The organism is Streptomyces albus subsp. albus (assembly GCF_000719865.1).
GTDB classification, from domain to species: domain Bacteria; phylum Actinomycetota; class Actinomycetes; order Streptomycetales; family Streptomycetaceae; genus Streptomyces; species Streptomyces albus_E.
In genome coordinates this window covers 1-16,984 of the sequence record NZ_JOID01000037.1, presented here as the reverse complement: position 1 = coordinate 16,984, position 16,984 = coordinate 1, and the positions used below count along the sequence as shown (strand labels likewise).

The 16,984-nt window shown below is 77.4% G+C and carries 8 protein-coding genes and 2 riboswitches; of the genes, 4 read left to right on the top strand and 4 right to left on the bottom strand.

Annotated elements, in window-relative coordinates:
• Positions 1–104: 104 nt before the first annotated feature.
• A riboswitch (cobalamin riboswitch) is annotated at positions 105–228 on the top strand.
• A 55-nt stretch (positions 229–283) separates the two neighbouring features.
• Both IF83_RS0126960 and cobM read left to right on the top strand, forming a co-directional pair.
• Complete coding sequence (locus tag IF83_RS0126960) at positions 284–1,690, top strand: bifunctional cobalt-precorrin-7 (C(5))-methyltransferase/cobalt-precorrin-6B (C(15))-methyltransferase (protein ID WP_051723458.1); 1,407 nt, start codon at positions 284–286, stop codon at positions 1,688–1,690.
• Between the two features lie 202 nt (positions 1,691–1,892).
• Positions 1,893–2,693, top strand: a complete 801-nt coding sequence (cobM, locus tag IF83_RS0126955) for a precorrin-4 C(11)-methyltransferase (protein ID WP_030548542.1) — start codon at positions 1,893–1,895, stop codon at positions 2,691–2,693.
• 527 nt (positions 2,694–3,220) lie between these two features.
• Here cobM and IF83_RS0126950 read toward each other — a convergent pair.
• Positions 3,221–4,549: a cobalt-precorrin-5B (C(1))-methyltransferase gene (locus IF83_RS0126950; RefSeq protein ID WP_244177223.1), complete on the bottom strand. Its 1,329-nt coding sequence runs from the start codon at positions 4,547–4,549 to the stop codon at positions 3,221–3,223.
• 464 nt (positions 4,550–5,013) lie between these two features.
• Here IF83_RS0126950 and IF83_RS0126940 point away from each other — a divergent pair, with 464 nt between their 5' ends.
• Positions 5,014–5,760: a cobalt-precorrin-6A reductase gene (locus IF83_RS0126940; RefSeq protein WP_030548538.1), complete on the top strand. Its 747-nt coding sequence runs from the start codon at positions 5,014–5,016 to the stop codon at positions 5,758–5,760.
• A 458-nt stretch (positions 5,761–6,218) separates the two neighbouring features.
• Here IF83_RS0126940 and IF83_RS30720 read toward each other — a convergent pair whose 3' ends face one another.
• The 3 genes from IF83_RS30720 to IF83_RS35680 are packed head-to-tail and all read right to left on the bottom strand — an operon-like array spanning position 6,219 to position 10,965.
• The gene (locus IF83_RS30720) at positions 6,219–8,153 is read right to left on the bottom strand and encodes a precorrin-2 C(20)-methyltransferase (protein WP_051723457.1); all 1,935 of its coding nucleotides are present in this window, start codon (positions 8,151–8,153) and stop codon (positions 6,219–6,221) included.
• The gene (locus IF83_RS0126930; RefSeq protein ID WP_030548535.1) at positions 8,150–8,782 is read right to left on the bottom strand and encodes a precorrin-8X methylmutase; all 633 of its coding nucleotides are present in this window, start codon (positions 8,780–8,782) and stop codon (positions 8,150–8,152) included. The genes IF83_RS30720 and IF83_RS0126930 overlap by 4 nt, the downstream gene beginning before the upstream one ends.
• Positions 8,779–10,965, bottom strand: a complete 2,187-nt coding sequence (locus IF83_RS35680) for a precorrin-3B synthase (RefSeq protein WP_244177222.1) — start codon at positions 10,963–10,965, stop codon at positions 8,779–8,781. The genes IF83_RS0126930 and IF83_RS35680 overlap by 4 nt, the downstream gene beginning before the upstream one ends.
• 403 nt (positions 10,966–11,368) lie before the next feature.
• Positions 11,369–11,445, top strand: a riboswitch (cobalamin riboswitch).
• An 889-nt stretch (positions 11,446–12,334) separates the two neighbouring features.
• On the opposite strand from IF83_RS35680, the gene IF83_RS30715 reads away from it, so the two are divergent.
• The gene (locus tag IF83_RS30715) at positions 12,335–16,105 is read left to right on the top strand and encodes a cobaltochelatase subunit CobN (protein ID WP_394297387.1); all 3,771 of its coding nucleotides are present in this window, start codon (positions 12,335–12,337) and stop codon (positions 16,103–16,105) included.
• The last annotated feature ends 879 nt before the right edge of the window (positions 16,106–16,984 follow it).

The following is a 16,984-nucleotide window of genomic DNA, read 5'->3' as shown; positions in this document are numbered from 1 at the left end:
TAAATTATCGCAGCTCAGAGCGGGCGTCGCACACAAGGGCGGAGGCCGTCGCACACCCGTCCGCACCGATGCGGGAGGATGCTCCCCAACGAGGCGACGGGAACCAGGAAGCCGGTGCGAATCCGGCGCGGTCCCGCCACTGTGACCGGGGAGCGGACCCCATCCGAGCCACGGCCCCCCGCGGGCCGGAAGGCCGGGGCGAGCGCTGATCCGGCAGCCAGGAGACTGGCCCGTCGCCGATCCGCCGCACCAGGGGCGAGGACACCCCGGGAAGAGGTTCGTGATGAGCGACGACGAGGCACCGCGCCCCGGCGCCGGCCCCGCGCCGGACACGGTCACCGTGGTCGGGATCGGCGCCGATGGCTGGCACGGGCTCGGTGAGGACGCCCGGGAGGCCCTGCGCCGCGCCGGGACCGTCATCGGCGGCCCTCGCCAGCTCGCCCTGCTGCCGCCCGGCTGCACGGCCCGGCAGGTGCCCTGGCCGTCACCGCTGCGCCCCGCCGTGCCCCGGCTGCTCGCCGAGCACGCCGGTCGCCGGGTGGCCGTCCTGGCCAGCGGGGACCCGATGTTCCACGGCATCGGGCGGACCCTGGCCCGGGCCGTCGGCGCGGAGCGGCTGCGGGTGCTGCCGCACGCCTCGTCGGTCTCGTACGCCTGTGCCCGGCTGGGATGGGCCGTCGAGGACACCGAGGTGGTCAGCCTGGTGGGCCGGCCGGTCGCGGCGCTGGCCGCCGCCCTGTACGCGCGCCGGCGGCTGCTCGTCCTGAGCGCGGGCGCCGGCACCCCGGCCAACGTGGCGGCTCTGCTGTGCGACCGCGGCTACGGGCCGAGCCGGATGACGGTGCTCGAACAGCTGGGGGACGGCGCGCGGGAACGCCGGTTCGAGGGAACGGCCACCGACTGGCCGCACCCGCCCGGCGATCCGCTGAACGTCGTCGCCGTCGAGTGCCGTCCCGCGCCGGGCGGCCGCCGGCTGTCCGCCGTGCCCGGGCTCCCGGACGGGGCGTACGAGCACGACGGGCAGCTCACCAAGCGCCATGTGCGGGCGGCCACGCTGGCCGCGCTCGCCCCGGCGCCCGGCGAACTGCTGTGGGACATCGGCGGCGGCTCCGGCAGCGTCGCCGTGGAGTGGATGCGTGCCGGCCGCGGCTGCCGGGCCGTGAGCGTGGAGCGCGACCCCGTACGGGCCGCGCGCATCCGGCGGAACGCGGAGCGGCTGGGGGTGCCCGCGCTGCGGGTGGTCACCGGGGCGGCCCCGGAAGCCCTGGAGGGACTCGCGGAGGGATGCGCGGAGGGGCCCGCGGACGGGGGCCTCGCGGACGGGCGGGGGAACGGGCCGGAAGACCGGCGCGGGGCCCGGCCCGGGCCGCCCGACGCGGTGTTCGTCGGCGGCGGGCTCACCACCCCCGGACTGCTGGAGGCGTGCTGGGCGGCGCTGCCCGCCGGAGGGCGGCTGGTCGCCAACACGGTGACGCTGGAGTCCGAGGCACTGCTGGCGGAGTGGTACCGGCGGCACGGTGGCCAGCTGGTGCGGATCGCCGTCTCCCACGCCGCCCCCGTCGGGGGGTTCACGGGCTGGCGGCCGGCGATGCCGGTCACGCAGTGGGCGGTGGCCAAGCCGGGGGAGCGGAGTCCGGGAGAGCCGGGGCCGCGCGTGCGGGAGCCGGTGGAGCGGACACCGGCGGAGTGACGCGGGCGGACGGCACGCCCAGACCACGCCGGGGGACGAACACCGGCGGCGCGCGGACGGTCCGAGCCGTCGGCAGTGCGCGGACGGACCGAACGTCAACAGCGCCCGCGCCGACGGGACACGCGCCCGCGGGCCACGCGCCGGCAGAGCGCACTGTGGCACACCACACGCCGGCCGGGAGGCCGGACCGAGGAGTAGAACGATGACGGTGTACTTCATCGGCGCCGGGCCCGGCGCCGCCGACCTGATCACGGTGCGCGGGCAGCGCCTGCTGGCCTCGTGCGCCGTCTGCCTGTACGCGGGCAGCCTGGTGCCGCGCGAACTGCTCGCCGCGTGCCCGCCGGACGCGCGGCTCGTGGACACGGCACGGCTGAACCTTGACCAGATCACGGCCGAGCTGGTGGACGCCCATCGCGCGGGCCACGACGTGGCCCGGCTGCACTCCGGGGACCCCTCGGTGTTCAGCGCGGTCGCGGAGCAGATGCGGCGGCTGGACGCGGCCGGGGTGCCGTACGAAGTGGTGCCCGGCGTACCGGCGTTCGCGGCGGCGGCCGCGGCGCTCGGGCGGGAGCTGACCGTGCCGGCCGTCGGCCAGACGGTCATCCTCACCCGCGTCGCCCAGCAGGCCACCCCCATGCCGGACGGCGAGGACCTGGCCACCCTGGGGCGCAGCGGGGCGCTGCTCGTCCTGCACCTGGCCGCCCGGTACGCGGACCGGGTCGTCGCCGAACTGCTGCCGCACTACGGGGCCGGCTGCCCCGCCGCGGTGGTGGCCATGGCGAGCCGCCCGGACCAACTGGTGCTCCGGGGCCCGCTGGGCGGCATCGCCGACCAGATCAGGGCGGCCGGGGTGACGCGCACGGCGGTCATCATGGTCGGCCGCACCCTTGGCGCCGAGCAGTTCCCGGACAGCCATCTGTACTCGGCGGAACGCGACCGCTGCGAAACCGCCGCCCCGGACGGCGGCCCGGCCCCGGCCGGCGGGAGCGCACCGGAACGGTGACGGTCCGCCCCGGGTGCGCGGGGCGGGCGGGTGCGGGGTGGCCGGTGCGGGCCGTTGCCCCCGGACGTGGCCTTGCCGCCGGTTGGCGGGTGCGGGCGGGTCGGTGACCGTCCTCCCGGAGTATGCGGTGCACGCGTGCGCGGGGGTGGCCGGAACGGGTGCCCGCCCCGTGCGGCGGGCCGGGACGCGGGTGCGTACGACGCGCGGCGGTGCGGCGGGTCAGTGCTCCGGAGGGGCGACGCGGGTCGGCTCCGCCGGGGTGGCGCGGTCAGTGACGGTGCCTGTGCCCGGGGCGGGGGTGGCCCTGCGCGGTGCCGGGGTCGGTGCTCCGGGCGGTCGGCGGGGGTCGGCTCCGCCGGGTGGTTGGTGATGGTGCCTGGGCTGGAGGCGGGCGTCCGCCCTGCGCGGTGCCGGGGGTCAGTGCTTCGGGTGGCCGGTGTGGGGCGGCTCCGTCGGGGTGGCGTGGTCGGTGATGGTGCCTGTGTTGGGGGTGTGGGTGGTCCTGCGCGGTGCCGGGGGGTGCCGGGTCAGCGCTCCGGGCGGCCGGTGCGGGACGGCCCCGCCGGGGCGGCGCGTCCGACGACGGTGCCGGCCCGGTCTACGCACAGCACGTCGACGGTGACCGGTTCGCCGCGCAGCACCCCGAGGGCCGTCCCGCGCGCCGCCTCCGCCACCAGATCGCCCAGCGGCACCCCGCGCGCCGCGCAGCGCTGGAGCGCCTCCAGACCGGTGTTGGCCCCGGCCACGGCGGCGGCCAGTTCCTCGTCCGCCCCGCCCCGGCGGGCGAGGTCCGCGAGGAAGCCCTTGTCGACCTGTGAACGGCCCGAGTGCAGATCCAGGTGGCCCGCGGCCAGCTTCGACAGCTTGGCGAAACCCCCCGCGATCGTGAGGCGCGGCACCGGGTGGCGCCGCAGGTACTTGAGCACGGCCCCCGCGAAGTCGCCCATGTCCAGCAGCGCGTCCTCCGGCAGGCCGTGCTCCGCGACGGCGGTCCGCTCGGAGGTCGAGCCGGTGCAGCCCGCCACATGGGTGCGTCCGGCCGCCCGCGCGACGTCGATGCCGCGCCGGATGCTGTCGATCCACGCGGAGCACGAGTAGGGCACCACGACACCGGTCGTGCCCAGGATCGACAGGCCGCCCAGGATGCCCAGCCGCGGGTTCCAGGTGGAACGCGCGATCTCCTCGCCCCGGTCGACGGACAGTTCGATCTCCACATCACCGGAACCGCCGTGCCGCGCCGCCACGCCGGCGATGTGCTCGCGCATCATCCGCCGGGGGACGGGATTGACGGCCGGTTCCCCGACGGCCAGCGGCAGGCCGGGCTTGGTGACCGTACCGACGCCCGGGCCGGCGCGGAAGACGACCCCGCTTCCCGGTGGCAGGAGGCGCACCGTCGCGCGGACCAGCGCTCCGTGCGTGACGTCCGGGTCGTCGCCCGCGTCCTTGACGACACCGGCCGCCGCCCGGCCCTCCGCGGACCGCAACTCCTCGGTGGCGAGGGCGAAGGCCGGGGTCTGGCCCCGGGGCAGGGTGATGGTCACCGGGTCGGGGAAGCGGCCGGTGAGCAGCGCCGTGTACGCGGCGGTGGCGGCGGCGGTCGCACAGGCGCCCGTGGTCCAGCCGGGACGCAGACCGGTGCGCGCGAGCTGCGCGGCGCGGCCGCCGGCGCCCCCCGACGGCTCCGGGGTGCCCCGGGAGCCCGGGGCCTTCCCGGTGCCGGGGAAGTTCGCGCCGCCCGGGGTGTCGGGGGAGCCCGGGGTGCCGGTGGAGGCGGGGGTTCGCGGAGTCGGCGGTGTGTCCGCGCCTTGTCCGGATCCTTCGGGGCTTGTGGCGTGGGTGGGATCAGGGGTGTTCATGTGGCGCTCCGGGTGACCGGTGGGGGAAGGGGCGTCGAGTGGCCGTACGGCTGCCGGGCCGGGGTCTCGCGCGATACCTCCGGGGCCAAGGGGTGTCCGGCCATGCGGTCGCGGAGGCCGTGCCCGGCTGTCCGGTGCTCCGGTCCGTGGATCCCCGGCCCCCGGGCTTCCGGTCCGCGAACTCCCGGCCGGTGAACACCCGGCCGTGAGTGCTCGGCCCGTGAGCACCTGGCCGCTGAGCCACCGGTCCGCGGGATTCCGGTCCGCCGGCCACCGTCCGTGCGCATCCGGTCTCCGGGTTCCCGTGCTCCGAGCCCTCGATGCTCCAGCCCTGGGCAGGGCTCGGCCCGGTCGTCGGCTCGCCGTGGCCGGACCCGCGCGGAGTCGCGGGAAGGCCGGTCGGAGAAGATGTCCCGGCAGCGTGAGCAGTGCGCAGAGCCGCGCGGAGAGCCGGGAGGGGACGGATGCGACGCCATGTGCTGATCCTCGGGGGCACCGAGGAGGCCCGGCGGCTCGCCGGGGAGCTGGCCGCCGATCCGGGGCTGCGGGTCACCAGCTCGCTCGCCGGGCGGGTCGCCCGGCCGCGGCTGCCCGCCGGGGAGGTCCGCGTCGGCGGGTTCGGCGGCCCCGAGGGCCTGGCCCGGTGGCTGCGCGAGCACCGGGTGGACGCGCTCATCGACGCCACTCATCCCTTCGCCGGCACCATCAGCCGCAACGCGGCCCGCGCCGCCGCCGGGACCCATATTCCCCTGCTCGCCCTGCGCCGGCCCGGCTGGACGGCCGGACCGGGCGACGACTGGTACCCCGTCGCCTCCCTGGAGGCCGCCGCGGGGCTGCTCCCGCACCTCGGGGAACGGGTGTTCCTGACGACGGGGCGCATGGGGCTCGCCGCCTTCGCGGGCCTCACCGGGCTCTGGTTCCTCGTGCGGTCCGTGGACCCCCCGGAGCCGCCGTTCCCGCCCCGCACCGAAGTGCTGCTCGCGCGCGGGCCGTTCACGGTGGAGGGGGAGACCGAACTGCTGCGCCGGTACGGCATCGACGTCCTGGTGACCAAGGACAGCGGTGCCGCGGCCACCGCCGCCAAGCTGACGGCGGCCCGGCGGGCCGGCCTGCCGGTGGTCGTCGTCACGCGGCCGGAGGCGCCCGCGGGGGTGCCGGCGGCGGCCGACGTGGCGGGGGCCGTCGCATGGTTGCGGAACCGGACGGGATGACGGGAACCGCCGTGCGCGGGTACCCGTGGCCCGTCCTCCAGTTCCCCGCCCGGTGGCGGGACCGCCCGGGCGCCAGGCCCCCTCGTTCCGGGTGTCCGTACCGGGCGTGACGGTGCCGGGCCGGGGCCGTCCCGGTCCCGTGGCGTCCCCACCGGCTGGGGTCCGGCGTCCGCTGTCCCGGGCGCTGCGGGCCCGGGCGGCCGGAACGGGGACCCGTACGGCACCGGGGCGCGAAGCCCCTTCCGCGCCGAAGGGGCGCGCCACGCGCCGTGTGGACGCGCGCCGCCTGCCACCCGGCCGGCAGCAGACCCGCCGCTGCCGCCCGTCGTCCGGCCCGGACCGATACGTGCCCGTCCGATACGTGCCCGTCCGATACGTGCCCGTCCGGGACCGGTGCGCGTCCGGCGCGGTCGGCCCGCTCCCGGCTGCGGGCCCGACCGCCGCGGGCCGCGGCGCCGTCATCGGTCCGGGTAGCGGCGGGGGGTCCAGACGATCTCCCTGCCGTCGCCGCGCGTGACCGCTCGCGTCTGCGTCGAGCCGACCAGCAGAATGGTGCGCATGTCCACCTGGTCCGGGTCGAGTTCGGCCAGCCGTACGATGCGTACGCTCTCCTCCGGGCCGCCCACGTCCCGGGCCACCACGACGGGCGTGTGCGGTGCCCGGTGCTCCAGCAGCAGTTCGCGGGCCTTGCCCACCTGGTGGATCCGGCTGCGCGACCCGGGGTTGTAGAGCGCCAGGACGAGATCGGCCGCCGCCGCGGCCCGCAGCCGCCCGGCGATCACCTCCCACGGCTTCAGCCGGTCGGAGAGCGACACCACCGCGTAGTCGTGCCCGAGGGGCGCGCCCGCGCGGGCGGCGGCCGCGTGCGCCGCCGTCATCCCGGGCAGCACCCGCACCGGCACCTCGCGGTACGGGTCCTCGGACGCCACCTCCAGGACGGCGGTCGCCATCGCGAACACCCCCGGATCGCCCGAGGACACCACGGCGACCCGGTGGCCCTTGCGGGCCAGATCGAGGGCGAACTCGGCACGCTCGGACTCGACCTTGTTGTCGGAGGCGTGCCGCCGCTGACCGGGCCGCACCGGCACCCGGTCGAGGTAGGTGGTGTAGCCCACCAGGTCGTCCGCGGCGGCCAGTTCGCCGCGCGCCTCCGGCGTCAGCCACAGCGGCCCGGCCGGACCGAGCCCGACCACGACGACCTCGCCGGCGCCGGGAGGCGCGGCGGCGGGCGCGGCGGCGGTGGCCGGAGTGGTGGTGACGGAGAGGGCGGCCGGGGTGGTGGCCGCCGCGGCAGCGGAGTCCGGGGCGGTGGCGGCCTGGGCGGCAGTGACCGGGGTCACGGCCGGGGCGGGGGCCGCAGCGGTGGCTGCGACGGCCGGCACCTGCGCGGTGGCCGGAGTGACGGGGACGGTGGCCGGGGCGTGCTCCGCCGGGGCGGGAGCCGCAGCGGCGGCGCCGGGAGCGGACGGCGGAGCGGCGGACTCCGGATCGGCGGGGGCGGCAGCGGCGTCGGACGCGGTGGCGGCGGCCGGGGCGGTGGCCGTCCGGACCGCGGATTCCGCAACGGTGCCAGCCGCAGCGGTGCCGGCGATGACCGGCACCCGCGCGGCCGGGGCCCCGGTGTCCCGCTGCCGGGTGCCCACCCGGCTCGGCAGGACCGCCACCGAGAAGTACGGCACCGAGCCGGGGTCCACCTCCGCCAGCGGCCCCGTGCGCTCCGCCGCCATCGTGGCCCGCTCCACGTACCGCGCCTCGGCCAGCCGGCCGGACCGCTCCAGCGCGCGCCGCACGGCGGGGAACGTGCGGCCGAGTTTCATGACGGCGGCCGCGTCGGTCGAGGCCAGCCGAGCCGTCAGCTCCTCCTCCGGCAGGGTGCCGGGGAGGATCGTCAGCACCTCCTCGCCCTCCACCAGCGGTGTGCCGAGCCGCGCGGCGGCGGCGCTCACCGAGGTGACACCGGGGATCACCTCGGTCGGATAGCGGTCCGCGAGCCGCTTGTGCATATGCATGTACGAGCCGTAGAAGAGCGGATCGCCCTCCGCGAGCACCGCCACCGAACGCCCCGCGTCCAGATGGGCCGCGAGCCGGGCGGCCGCCTCCTCGTAGAACTCCTCCAGGGCGCCCCGATAGCCGCCGGGATGGTCGGTGGTCTCCGTGGTGACCGGGTAGACCAGGCGCTCCTCGATGTGGCCGGGCCGCAGATGGCGCTCGGCGATCGAGCGGGCGATGCTCCGGCCGTGCCGGGCGCTGTGGTACGCCACGACGTCCGCCCCGGCGATGACCTCCACGGCCCGCACGGTCATGAGGGACGGATCGCCCGGGCCGAGGCCCACACCGTAGAGCCGGCCCGTCGCCGCCTCCGGTGCCGTGTGCCGCTCCTGCTGCTCGCTCACTCTGCCTCACTCGCCATCGCGTTGATCGCGGCGGCGGCCATCGCGCTGCCGCCGCGCCGTCCCCGCACCACCAGGTGTTCGAGGCCCGCCGGGTGCGCGATCAGGGCCTCCTTGGACTCCGCCGCGCCGATGAAGCCGACGGGCACGCCGATGACCGCCGCCGGGCGGGGCGCGCCCTCCGTCACCATCTCCAGCAGCCGGAACAGGGCCGTCGGCGCGTTGCCTACGGCGACCACGGCGCCCTCCAGGCGGTCGCGCCAGAGCTCCAGGGCGGCGGCGCTGCGCGTGGTGCCGAGTTCGCGCGCCAGCGCGGGGACGCGGGGGTCGGAGAGGGTGCACAGCACCTCGTTGTCCGCGGGCAGCCGCTTGCGGGTGACGCCGCTGGCGACCATCCGCGCGTCACAGAGGACCGGCGCGCCGGCGAGCAGCGCCTCCCGGGCGCGGGCCACGACCCCCGGGGTGTGGGCGAGGTCGCCGGGCAGGTCGGTCATGCCGCAGGCGTGGATCATCCGGACGGCGACCCGGGACACGTCCGCGGGCAGGCCGCCGAGATCCGCCTCGGCGCGGATGGTGGCGAAGGACTGGCGGTAGATGGCCGCGCCGTCCTTCTCGTACTCGTAACCGGTCACGGAGTCGTCCTCGCTCGTGTGGTGCCGTCCGGGCCGCCGGTGCCGCCCGGAGTGCCGGGGTGTGTGTGCCGCTGGGACCCGCTCCGGCCGCCGGGGCCGGCGGCGCCGGTCACGTCCGGGGCGCCGCTTGTACGGTCCGGGGTGCTGCCGCTTGTCCCGCCTGTCCCGTCCGCCGTGCCGCCCGCCGGGTCCGTTCCGCCCGGCGTGGCGAGCGTTCCGAGCGCCGTGCCGGTGGCGTCCGACGGGGGCGCCGTATGCGCCGGGTGGGCCGGGTGCGTGGTGCCGTCGGTACTCGCCGCGCGGGCCACAGCGGCGATCGCGGCGGCGGCCCGGCCGGGTGGCACCCGCACCGGCGCCGCCGAACGGGCCGCCGGCGGCGTGCCGTTGACGGCCACCCGGTAGCCGTCGCCGGTGGCGAGGACGTCGATCCAGGGCCCGCCGTCGTTCGGACGACCACAGCGGCGCTCGCAGCCGGACCAGTACACGGGCAGGACCGCCGCCGTACCGCGGACGGGCGCGGTGGCGCCCGCGGGAAGGCCGGAGTGGTCAACCGGGCGGGTCGACACGTCACTTGGGCCGCCGGAGGCATGGGTCGGCGGGCCGGAGACGTCCGTCCGGGCGGACGGGCCGTCCGGCGCGGGAGCCGTGGGGCGCTGAGCCCGGGCCGGACGGTCCGCGGCCGGGCCGGCCGTGGTGGGGTCGCCGGCCGGGCGGTTCGTGATCGCGTGCGTGGGCCGGTCCGCGGCCATATCGTCGGTGGCCGGGCCGTCCGTTGCCGGGTCGGTGGTCGCGCCGTCCATGGCCGGGCCGGTGGCCGGGCCGCCGGGGATCGTCGCGCGCTCCGCGCGGCCGCTTCGTACAGCCCGCGCGGCGTCCGCCCGTACGTCCGCCAGGGACTTGGCGCAGCCGGGCCGCCCGGCGCAGGAACCGACCCCGAACCAGGGGGAGTCCGGGGCGGTGACGAGACCCGCGTCGGCCAGCCGCCGCAGAGCCGCCGGGCCCGCGTCCGGCGGGAGACCGGGAACGACGACTCCGCGCCAGGGGGTGGTGCGGAGCTCCGTGTCACCCGAGCGCTCGGCTGTCTCCGCCAGTAGCCGCCACTGCGCGGCGGAGTACCGGCCCAGGGGCGCGGTCACCGACAGGGCGCACCGGCCGGCGGGGGCCGGGCCGCGGATCAGCCCGGGGGCGGGGCCGGCGGCCGGCGCGGGGGCCGGTGCGGGAACCGGCCGTCGAGCCGGTGCGATGACCCGGCCGGCCGGGGAGCCCGCCGCCGACCCGGTCGCCCGTTCCGGCCCAGGGCCGGTCGCCGGGCGGTCGCCCGCGTGCGCGGGTCCGGGTGCCGGTTCTTCCGCCGGCCTCCACGCGACACCCGCGCGGGACAGATGGTGCCGCAGCAGATCCGCGTCCAAAGCATGGTTCCCCGGAGCATCCGGCGCCGCGGAAGGAGGCGGCCCGGTGCGTCCGCCGGGCTCGCCCGGGCCGCCGGGTCCCCCGGACTCGGCGGTCCGGCGGGGCAGGTCCCGGACGCGCCAGGCACGGGTGCCGCTCTCCGCCGCGGCGTGCAGGAACGCTTCGGCGGCGGCGACGGCCGCGCGCGGCGCCTCCTCGGCCGTGACCCGAACCCGGGGGCCGCCCGCCCCGATGCGGAGCTCCGCGCCACCGGCGCCGGTTGCGACGATCGTCACATCCGCGCCGAGGGCGGCGGCGTCGCCGCGGCCGTCGTCCACGGCGAAGAGAAAACGTCCGGAAAGCGCCGCCGCGCCCGGGTTCGCGCAGAGCAGGGCGTCGAGCGCGCGCACCCAGTCGCGGACATCCGCGCGGCCGTTGCCGTCCAGTCCGCTCAACGGGGAAACCACCATATTGCGGACGCGCTCATGGGTCTCGGAGGGGAGGAGTCCCACGGGGTGGAGACGGTCGGCGAGTTGGCGACCGCAATCATCGGGAAGACCCCGTACCTGCACATTGCCGCGGGAGGTCAGCTCAAGCTCCCCGTCCCCCAAATCCTCGGCCACATCGGCAAGACAGCGCGCCTGACGGCTCGTGAGCAATCCGCCCGGCAGGCGCACCCGTGCCAAGGCACCGTCATCGGCGCTGTGCAGACGCAACGCTCCGGGGCAGGCGTCGTCGCGCCCGCGCCGGGGCGGTCCGGGCATGCCGGGGCAGGGTGTGGCGGGGGAGGGCATGGCGGCGAGCATACAGATGCCCGATGGCGGCGCCCGTGGGGTCTCGTGGCCGGGGGCGCACCGCGGCGGGCGGGGGTCGGAACTGCCGGGACGGGCCGCTCCGGGGCCGCCCCGAAGCCGGTGAAATCCCTGTTCAAGGGCGGAGGTTGAGCCGGAAACCGGCTGCGGCGGGAGAAGTGCGCGACACCGGCCGGACGGTTCGTGAGCGGGCGGAAGCCGTCCCGGTTTCGGCCGGGTTGGTGTGATGCGCGCCGGTGTTCCGGGGGCCGGCGGGCGGCCGGTGTTCTCTCGGTCACCGCCGGGCCGGCCGCGGAGGCACCGTGCCGCGAGCGGCCCCGCTGCCCTTACTATGCTCACCGTCGGGCCCCGAGCGGGTCCGACGACGCCATGGACGGCGCCAGGGGAGGAAGCCGGTGTGAATCCGGCACGGTCCCGCCACTGTGAGCGCGGCAGCAGCACCGCCGCGTGAGTCAGGAACTCCCGCCGTCCGCCACCGACCCGGGGCGAGGACCCCGAGGAAGGCACGCTGCCGCATGCGCTCTCGGCCCTGCCGTGGCCGGCTCCGCCGCCCCCGGTCCCGCCATTCCCGGATACCGTCCCCGGCCCCGGCCCCGGCCCCGCGGTCCCGCACCCCGTGCCGCCGGATTCCGCGTTCCCTGACCCCGGGCCCGCCGACCCCGCACCACCCTGCCCGGCTGAACTCCGCCCGGGTTCCTGCGCGGTTGAACTCCGCCCGGCCGGGCTCCGCCTGGAAGCCGGTCGGGCCGCGCTCCGCCCGGTCCGGCTCCGCCCGGTCCGGTCCCTTCCGGCCGAATCCGGCCCGGAACCCCGCCCGGCCGAGCTTTGCTCCGTCCCACTCTTCCCAGCCGGATCCGGTCCGGATCCCCGCCGGGCGGATCCCCGCCCGGCCCGACTCGACCCCGAATAGCGCCCGGCCGGACCCCGCCCGGCTCAACTCGACCCGGAATCGCGCCCGGACGAACCCCGCCCGGCCGGATCCCGCTTCGTCCTCCCGCGTCCCCTCCGGCCATACCCCGGCCCGGGGCGTCGCCGTTCCCCTCCGGCAGGCCGGGCCGGCCCGCCGGTCCGCCACGACACCGCGAAGCGAGTGCCCGTGATCCTGCTGCTGTCGACGTCCGACACCGATCTGCTGAGCGCCCGCGCCGCCGGGGGCCCCGTCCCGTACCGGCTGGGCAACCCCTCCCGGCTCCGGCTCGACGAGCTGCCCGCGCTGCTGGAGGGCACCGAACTCGTCGTCGTACGGCTGCTCGGCGGCATCCGCGCCTGGCAGGACGGGCTCGACGCGCTGCTCGCCGGGGAGCGTCCGGTCGTCGTCCTCACCGGTGAACAGGCGCCCGACGCCCAGCTGATGGCGGCGTCCACGGTCCCCGTCGGCATCGCCGCCGAGGCCCACGCCTACCTGGCGCACGGCGGCCCGGCCAACCTCGGGCAGCTCGCCCGGTTCCTCTCCGACACGGTGCTGCTGACCGGCCACGGCTTCGCCCCGCCGGAACCCGCCCCGAGCTGGGGCCCGCTGGAACGCACCCCCATGCCGGAAGCGGCTCCCGGCGCCGCCGAGGCCGGCACCGCCGGCCCGGGCACCACCGATGCCGCCACCGGACCCGGCACCGCCGCGCCGGGCTCCGCCGGCCCCGGTGCCACGGGCCGCCCGGTCATCGCCGTGCTCTACTACCGGGCCCACCACATGAGCGGCAACACCGCCTTCGTGGAGGCCCTCTGCCGGGCCGTCGAGGAGGTCGGCGGCCGCCCGCTGCCGCTGTACGTGGCCTCCCTCCGCGCCCCGGAGCCCGGGCTGATCGAGGCGCTGGGCGAGGCCGACGCCGTCGTCACCACCGTCCTCGCCGCCGGCGGCACCAAGCCCGCCGCGGCCTCCGCCGGCGGGGACGACGAGTCCTGGGACGCGGGCGCCCTCGCCGCGCTCGGCGTACCGATCCTGCAGGCTCTCTGCCTCACCGGGCCGCGGGCCGCCTGGGAGGAGAACGACGAAGGGCTGTCGCCGCTGGACGCCGCGACGCAGATCGCCGTGCCCGAGTTCGACGGGCGGCTCATCACCGTGCCGTTCTCCTTCAAGGAGGTGGACGAGGACGGGCTGCCCGTCTACGCCGCCGACCCCGAACGCGCCGCGCGTGTCGCCGGGATCGCCGTGCGCCACGCCCGGCTGCGGCACATCCCGGCCGCGCGCAAACGCCTCGCGCTGGTGCTGTCCGCTTACCCCACCAAGCACTCCCGGATCGGCAACGCCGTCGGCCTCGACACCCCCGCCAGCGCCGTCGCCCTGCTGCGCGCCCTGCGCGCGGAGGGCTACGACCTCGGTCCGGAGGACGGGCCCGGCGCGCTCCCCGGGCTCGCCTCCGGCGACGGAGACGAACTGATCTACGCCCTGATCGAGGCGGGCGGGCACGACCAGGACTGGCTCACCGAGGAACAGCTCGCCCGCAACCCCGTCCGCATCCCCGCCGCCGACTACCGCCGCTGGTACGAGCGGTTGCCGCGCGTACTGCGCGAGCGCGTCGAGGAGCACTGGGGGCCGCCGCCCGGCGAGCTGTTCACCGACCGGAGCCGGGACCCGGACGGCGAGATCGTCCTCGCCGCCCTCCGTCACGGCAATCTGCTGGTGCTGATCCAGCCGCCGCGCGGCTTCGGCGAGAACCCCGTCGCGATCTACCACGACCCCGATCTGCCGCCCTCCCACCACTACCTGGCCGCCTACCGCTGGATCGCCGCCCGCCCCGAGGACGGCGGCTTCGGCGCCGACGCCATGGTCCACCTCGGCAAGCACGGCAATCTGGAGTGGCTGCCGGGCAAGAACGCGGCGCTCTCCGCGGACTGCGCGCCCGACGCCGCGCTCGGCGACCTGCCGCTGGTCTACCCGTTCCTCGTCAACGACCCGGGTGAGGGCACCCAGGCCAAGCGCCGCGCGCACGCCACCCTCGTCGACCACCTCGTCCCGCCCATGGCGCGCGCCGAGTCCTACGGGGACATCGCCCGCCTCGAACAGCTGCTGGACGAATACGCGTCCATCTCCGCGATGGACCCCGCCAAGCTCCCCGCCATCCGCGCCCAGATCTGGACCCTCATCCGGGCCGCCCGGCTCGACCACGACCTCGGCCTGGACGACCGCCCGGACGACGACGGCTTCGACGACTTCCTGCTGCACGTCGACGGCTGGCTGTGCGAGGTCAAGGACGCGCAGATCCGCGACGGACTGCACGTGCTCGGGCAGGCTCCGGCCGGGCCGGAGCGGGTCAACCTCGTCCTCGCCGTCCTGCGCGCCCGGCAGATCTGGGGCGGCACCACCGCCCTGCCCGGACTGCGCGAGGCCCTGGGCCTGGACGAGTCGGCGGCCACCCGCGGCGGGGCGGACGAGGCCGAGGAACGGGCCCGCGCCCTGGTCGAGGCCATGGAGGAGGCGGGCTGGGACCCGGCCGCCGTGGAGGGCGTGGTCGGGGCGGTGTGCGGCACGGGCGCCGACGCCGGCCCGGAGAACGCCTCCGTCCCCGGCACGGCCTCCGCCTCCGGCACGGCCTCCGCCTCCGGCACGGCCTCCGCCTCCGGCACGGCCTCCGCCTCCGGCACCGGCGCCGCCTCTGGGACGGAACCCCGTCCCGGGACCGAATCCGGCCCCGAACCGGGCACCGCCTCCGGCACCGGCGCCGCCCCCGAAACCGCCCCCGAAACCGCCCCCGAACCCGGCACCGGCGCGGCCCCGGAGACCGGACGCCCCGCCGGCGTCCCCGCGGCCCTCGACGGCCCCCGGGAGGACCCCGCCGCCGTAGCCGCCGTGCTCCGCTTCGCCGCCCGCGAGGTGGTGCCCCGGCTGGCCGCCACCGGTGACGAGATCCGGAACGCCGTGCGCGCCCTCGGCGGCGGCTTCGTCCCCGCCGGGCCGTCCGGGTCACCGCTGCGCGGACTCGTCAACGTGCTGCCGACCGGCCGCAACTTCTACTCCGTCGACCCCAAGGCCGTCCCCAGCCGGCTCGCCTGGGAGACCGGCTCCGCGCTCGCCGACTCCCTCCTGGAGCGCTACCGCGCCGACACCGGCCGCTGGCCCGAGTCCGTCGGACTGTCGCTGTGGGGCACCAGCGCGATGCGCACCGCCGGCGACGACATCGCCGAGGCGCTCGCGCTGCTCGGCATCCGCCCGGTGTGGGACGACGCCTCGCGGCGCGTCACCGGACTCGAACCCGTACCGCTCGCCGACCTCGGCCGCCCGCGCGTCGACGTCACCCTGCGGATCAGCGGCTTCTTCCGGGACGCGTTCCCCCACGTCGTCGGGCTCCTGGACGACGCGGTGCGGCTCGCGGCCTCGCTGGAGGAGAGCGACGAGGACAACCACGTCCGGGCCCACGCCCGGGCCGACCTCGCCGAGCACGGCGACGAGCGCCGCGCCACCACCCGCATCTTCGGCTCCCGGCCCGGCACCTACGGGGCGGGCCTGCTCCAGCTCATCGACAGCCGCGACTGGCGCACCGACGCCGACCTCGCCGAGGTCTACACCGTCTGGGGCGGCTACGCCTACGGCCGCGGCCTCGACGGCCGCCCGGCGCGCGAGGAGATGGAGAGCGCGTACCGGCGGATCGCCGTGGCCGCCAAGAACACCGACACCCGCGAGCACGACATCGCCGACTCCGACGACTACTTCCAGTACCACGGCGGGATGGTCGCCGCCGTCCGCGCGCTCCGGGGTACCGCCCCCGCCGCGTACATCGGCGACAGCACCCGCCCGGAGACGGTCCGCACCCGCACCCTCACCGAGGAGACCTCGCGGGTCTTCCGCGCGCGGGTGGTCAATCCGCGGTGGATCGCGGCGATGCGCCGCCACGGCTACAAGGGCGCCTTCGAGCTCGCCGCCACCGTCGACTACCTGTTCGGCTACGACGCCACGACCGGGGTCGTCGCCGACTGGATGTACGACACCCTGGCGCGCACCTATGTGCTCGACCCGGAGAACCGCGACTTCCTCCGCGAGGCGAACCCCTGGGCGCTGCACGGCATGGCCGAACGGCTGCTGGAGGCCGAGAGCCGCGGCATGTGGGCGGAGCCGGACCCGGAGGTGCTCGAAGGGCTCCGCCGCACCTTCCTGGAGACGGAGGGCGACCTGGAGGGCGGGGAGGACTGAGCTGCCCGGGGCCCCGCCCCGAGCCCGGGGCCGACTTCCGTGCCCGGCCCCGAGCTCGGCTCGGCCCGGCCCGGCCCCCGAGCTCGGCCCGGCGGAGGGGCCGGCCTGGTCCCGTGCCGGCCCGGCTCCGTGCCCGGCCTCCCGGCCCGGGCTCCGCGCCCGGTCCGGGAGACGGGGCTCGGTGTGTGCCGCTCCGCGCATGCCGGGAGCGCGGCCGCTGTCCCCCTTCTTCTGCCGCCGGGCCCCATCTCTCTCCGCCCGCCCCTTCCCCCGCCGGGGCCGCCTCTACCCCCGGGGCCGCCTCTTCCTCCCCGCCGGGCCGCCGACCGATGAACCGCCTTGCCCGGTCGCATCCGGCTGCCCGCCCTTACCCGGTGTGCCGGCCCCGTGGCTCCCGGTCGGCCGTCAGCGGCCGTGCCGACCCTCGGGGGACCGGGCACGGGCCCTTCGGGAAGCCCGTCGAGAAGTCGTTGACCTTGGTTTCCGGTGACCTGCCGCACGTGGCCCGGTTCACGTACTACGGGGGATAGGAGACCCGGGGCCCCGGCCCCGTCCGGGAGACGGACCGCCGCCGGGTGCCGTGGGTGCGCCGCGTGACCGGGGGGTGGCCCAAGCGGCGGGTTTACGGAGCGGGGAGCGGGGGAGCGGCGCCGGTCCTCCGGCGCGGGGGGAGCGTCCGACGGGCGCGGGCGGGCTGCCCGCGCCGGGGTTCACGCGACCGCGTGCGGGGGTGGCGGCTACGGCCTCCGGTAGGAGAGGGGGTGCTTGAACCCCTGGTGCGGGCGGGTTACCAAGGTAGGGCGCAACCGGGCAAACCCGGCGAAATGCGCGAGCCCCCCACTTCGGAGGTAACTCCTGATGTTCAAGCACGCTCAGATC

Coding starts and splice junctions, on each gene's coding strand:
- IF83_RS0126940 (WP_030548538.1), top strand. CDS start 5,014: ATGCGACGCCATGTGCTGATCCTCGGGGGCACCGAGGAGGCCCGGCGG.
- cobM (WP_030548542.1), top strand. CDS start 1,893: ATGACGGTGTACTTCATCGGCGCCGGGCCCGGCGCCGCCGACCTGATC.
- IF83_RS0126950 (WP_244177223.1), bottom strand. CDS start 4,549: ATGAACACCCCTGATCCCACCCACGCCACAAGCCCCGAAGGATCCGGA.
- IF83_RS35680 (WP_244177222.1), bottom strand. CDS start 10,965: ATGCCCTCCCCCGCCACACCCTGCCCCGGCATGCCCGGACCGCCCCGG.
- IF83_RS30715 (WP_394297387.1), top strand. CDS start 12,335: ATGGCGGCGTCCACGGTCCCCGTCGGCATCGCCGCCGAGGCCCACGCC.
- IF83_RS0126960 (WP_051723458.1), top strand. CDS start 284: ATGAGCGACGACGAGGCACCGCGCCCCGGCGCCGGCCCCGCGCCGGAC.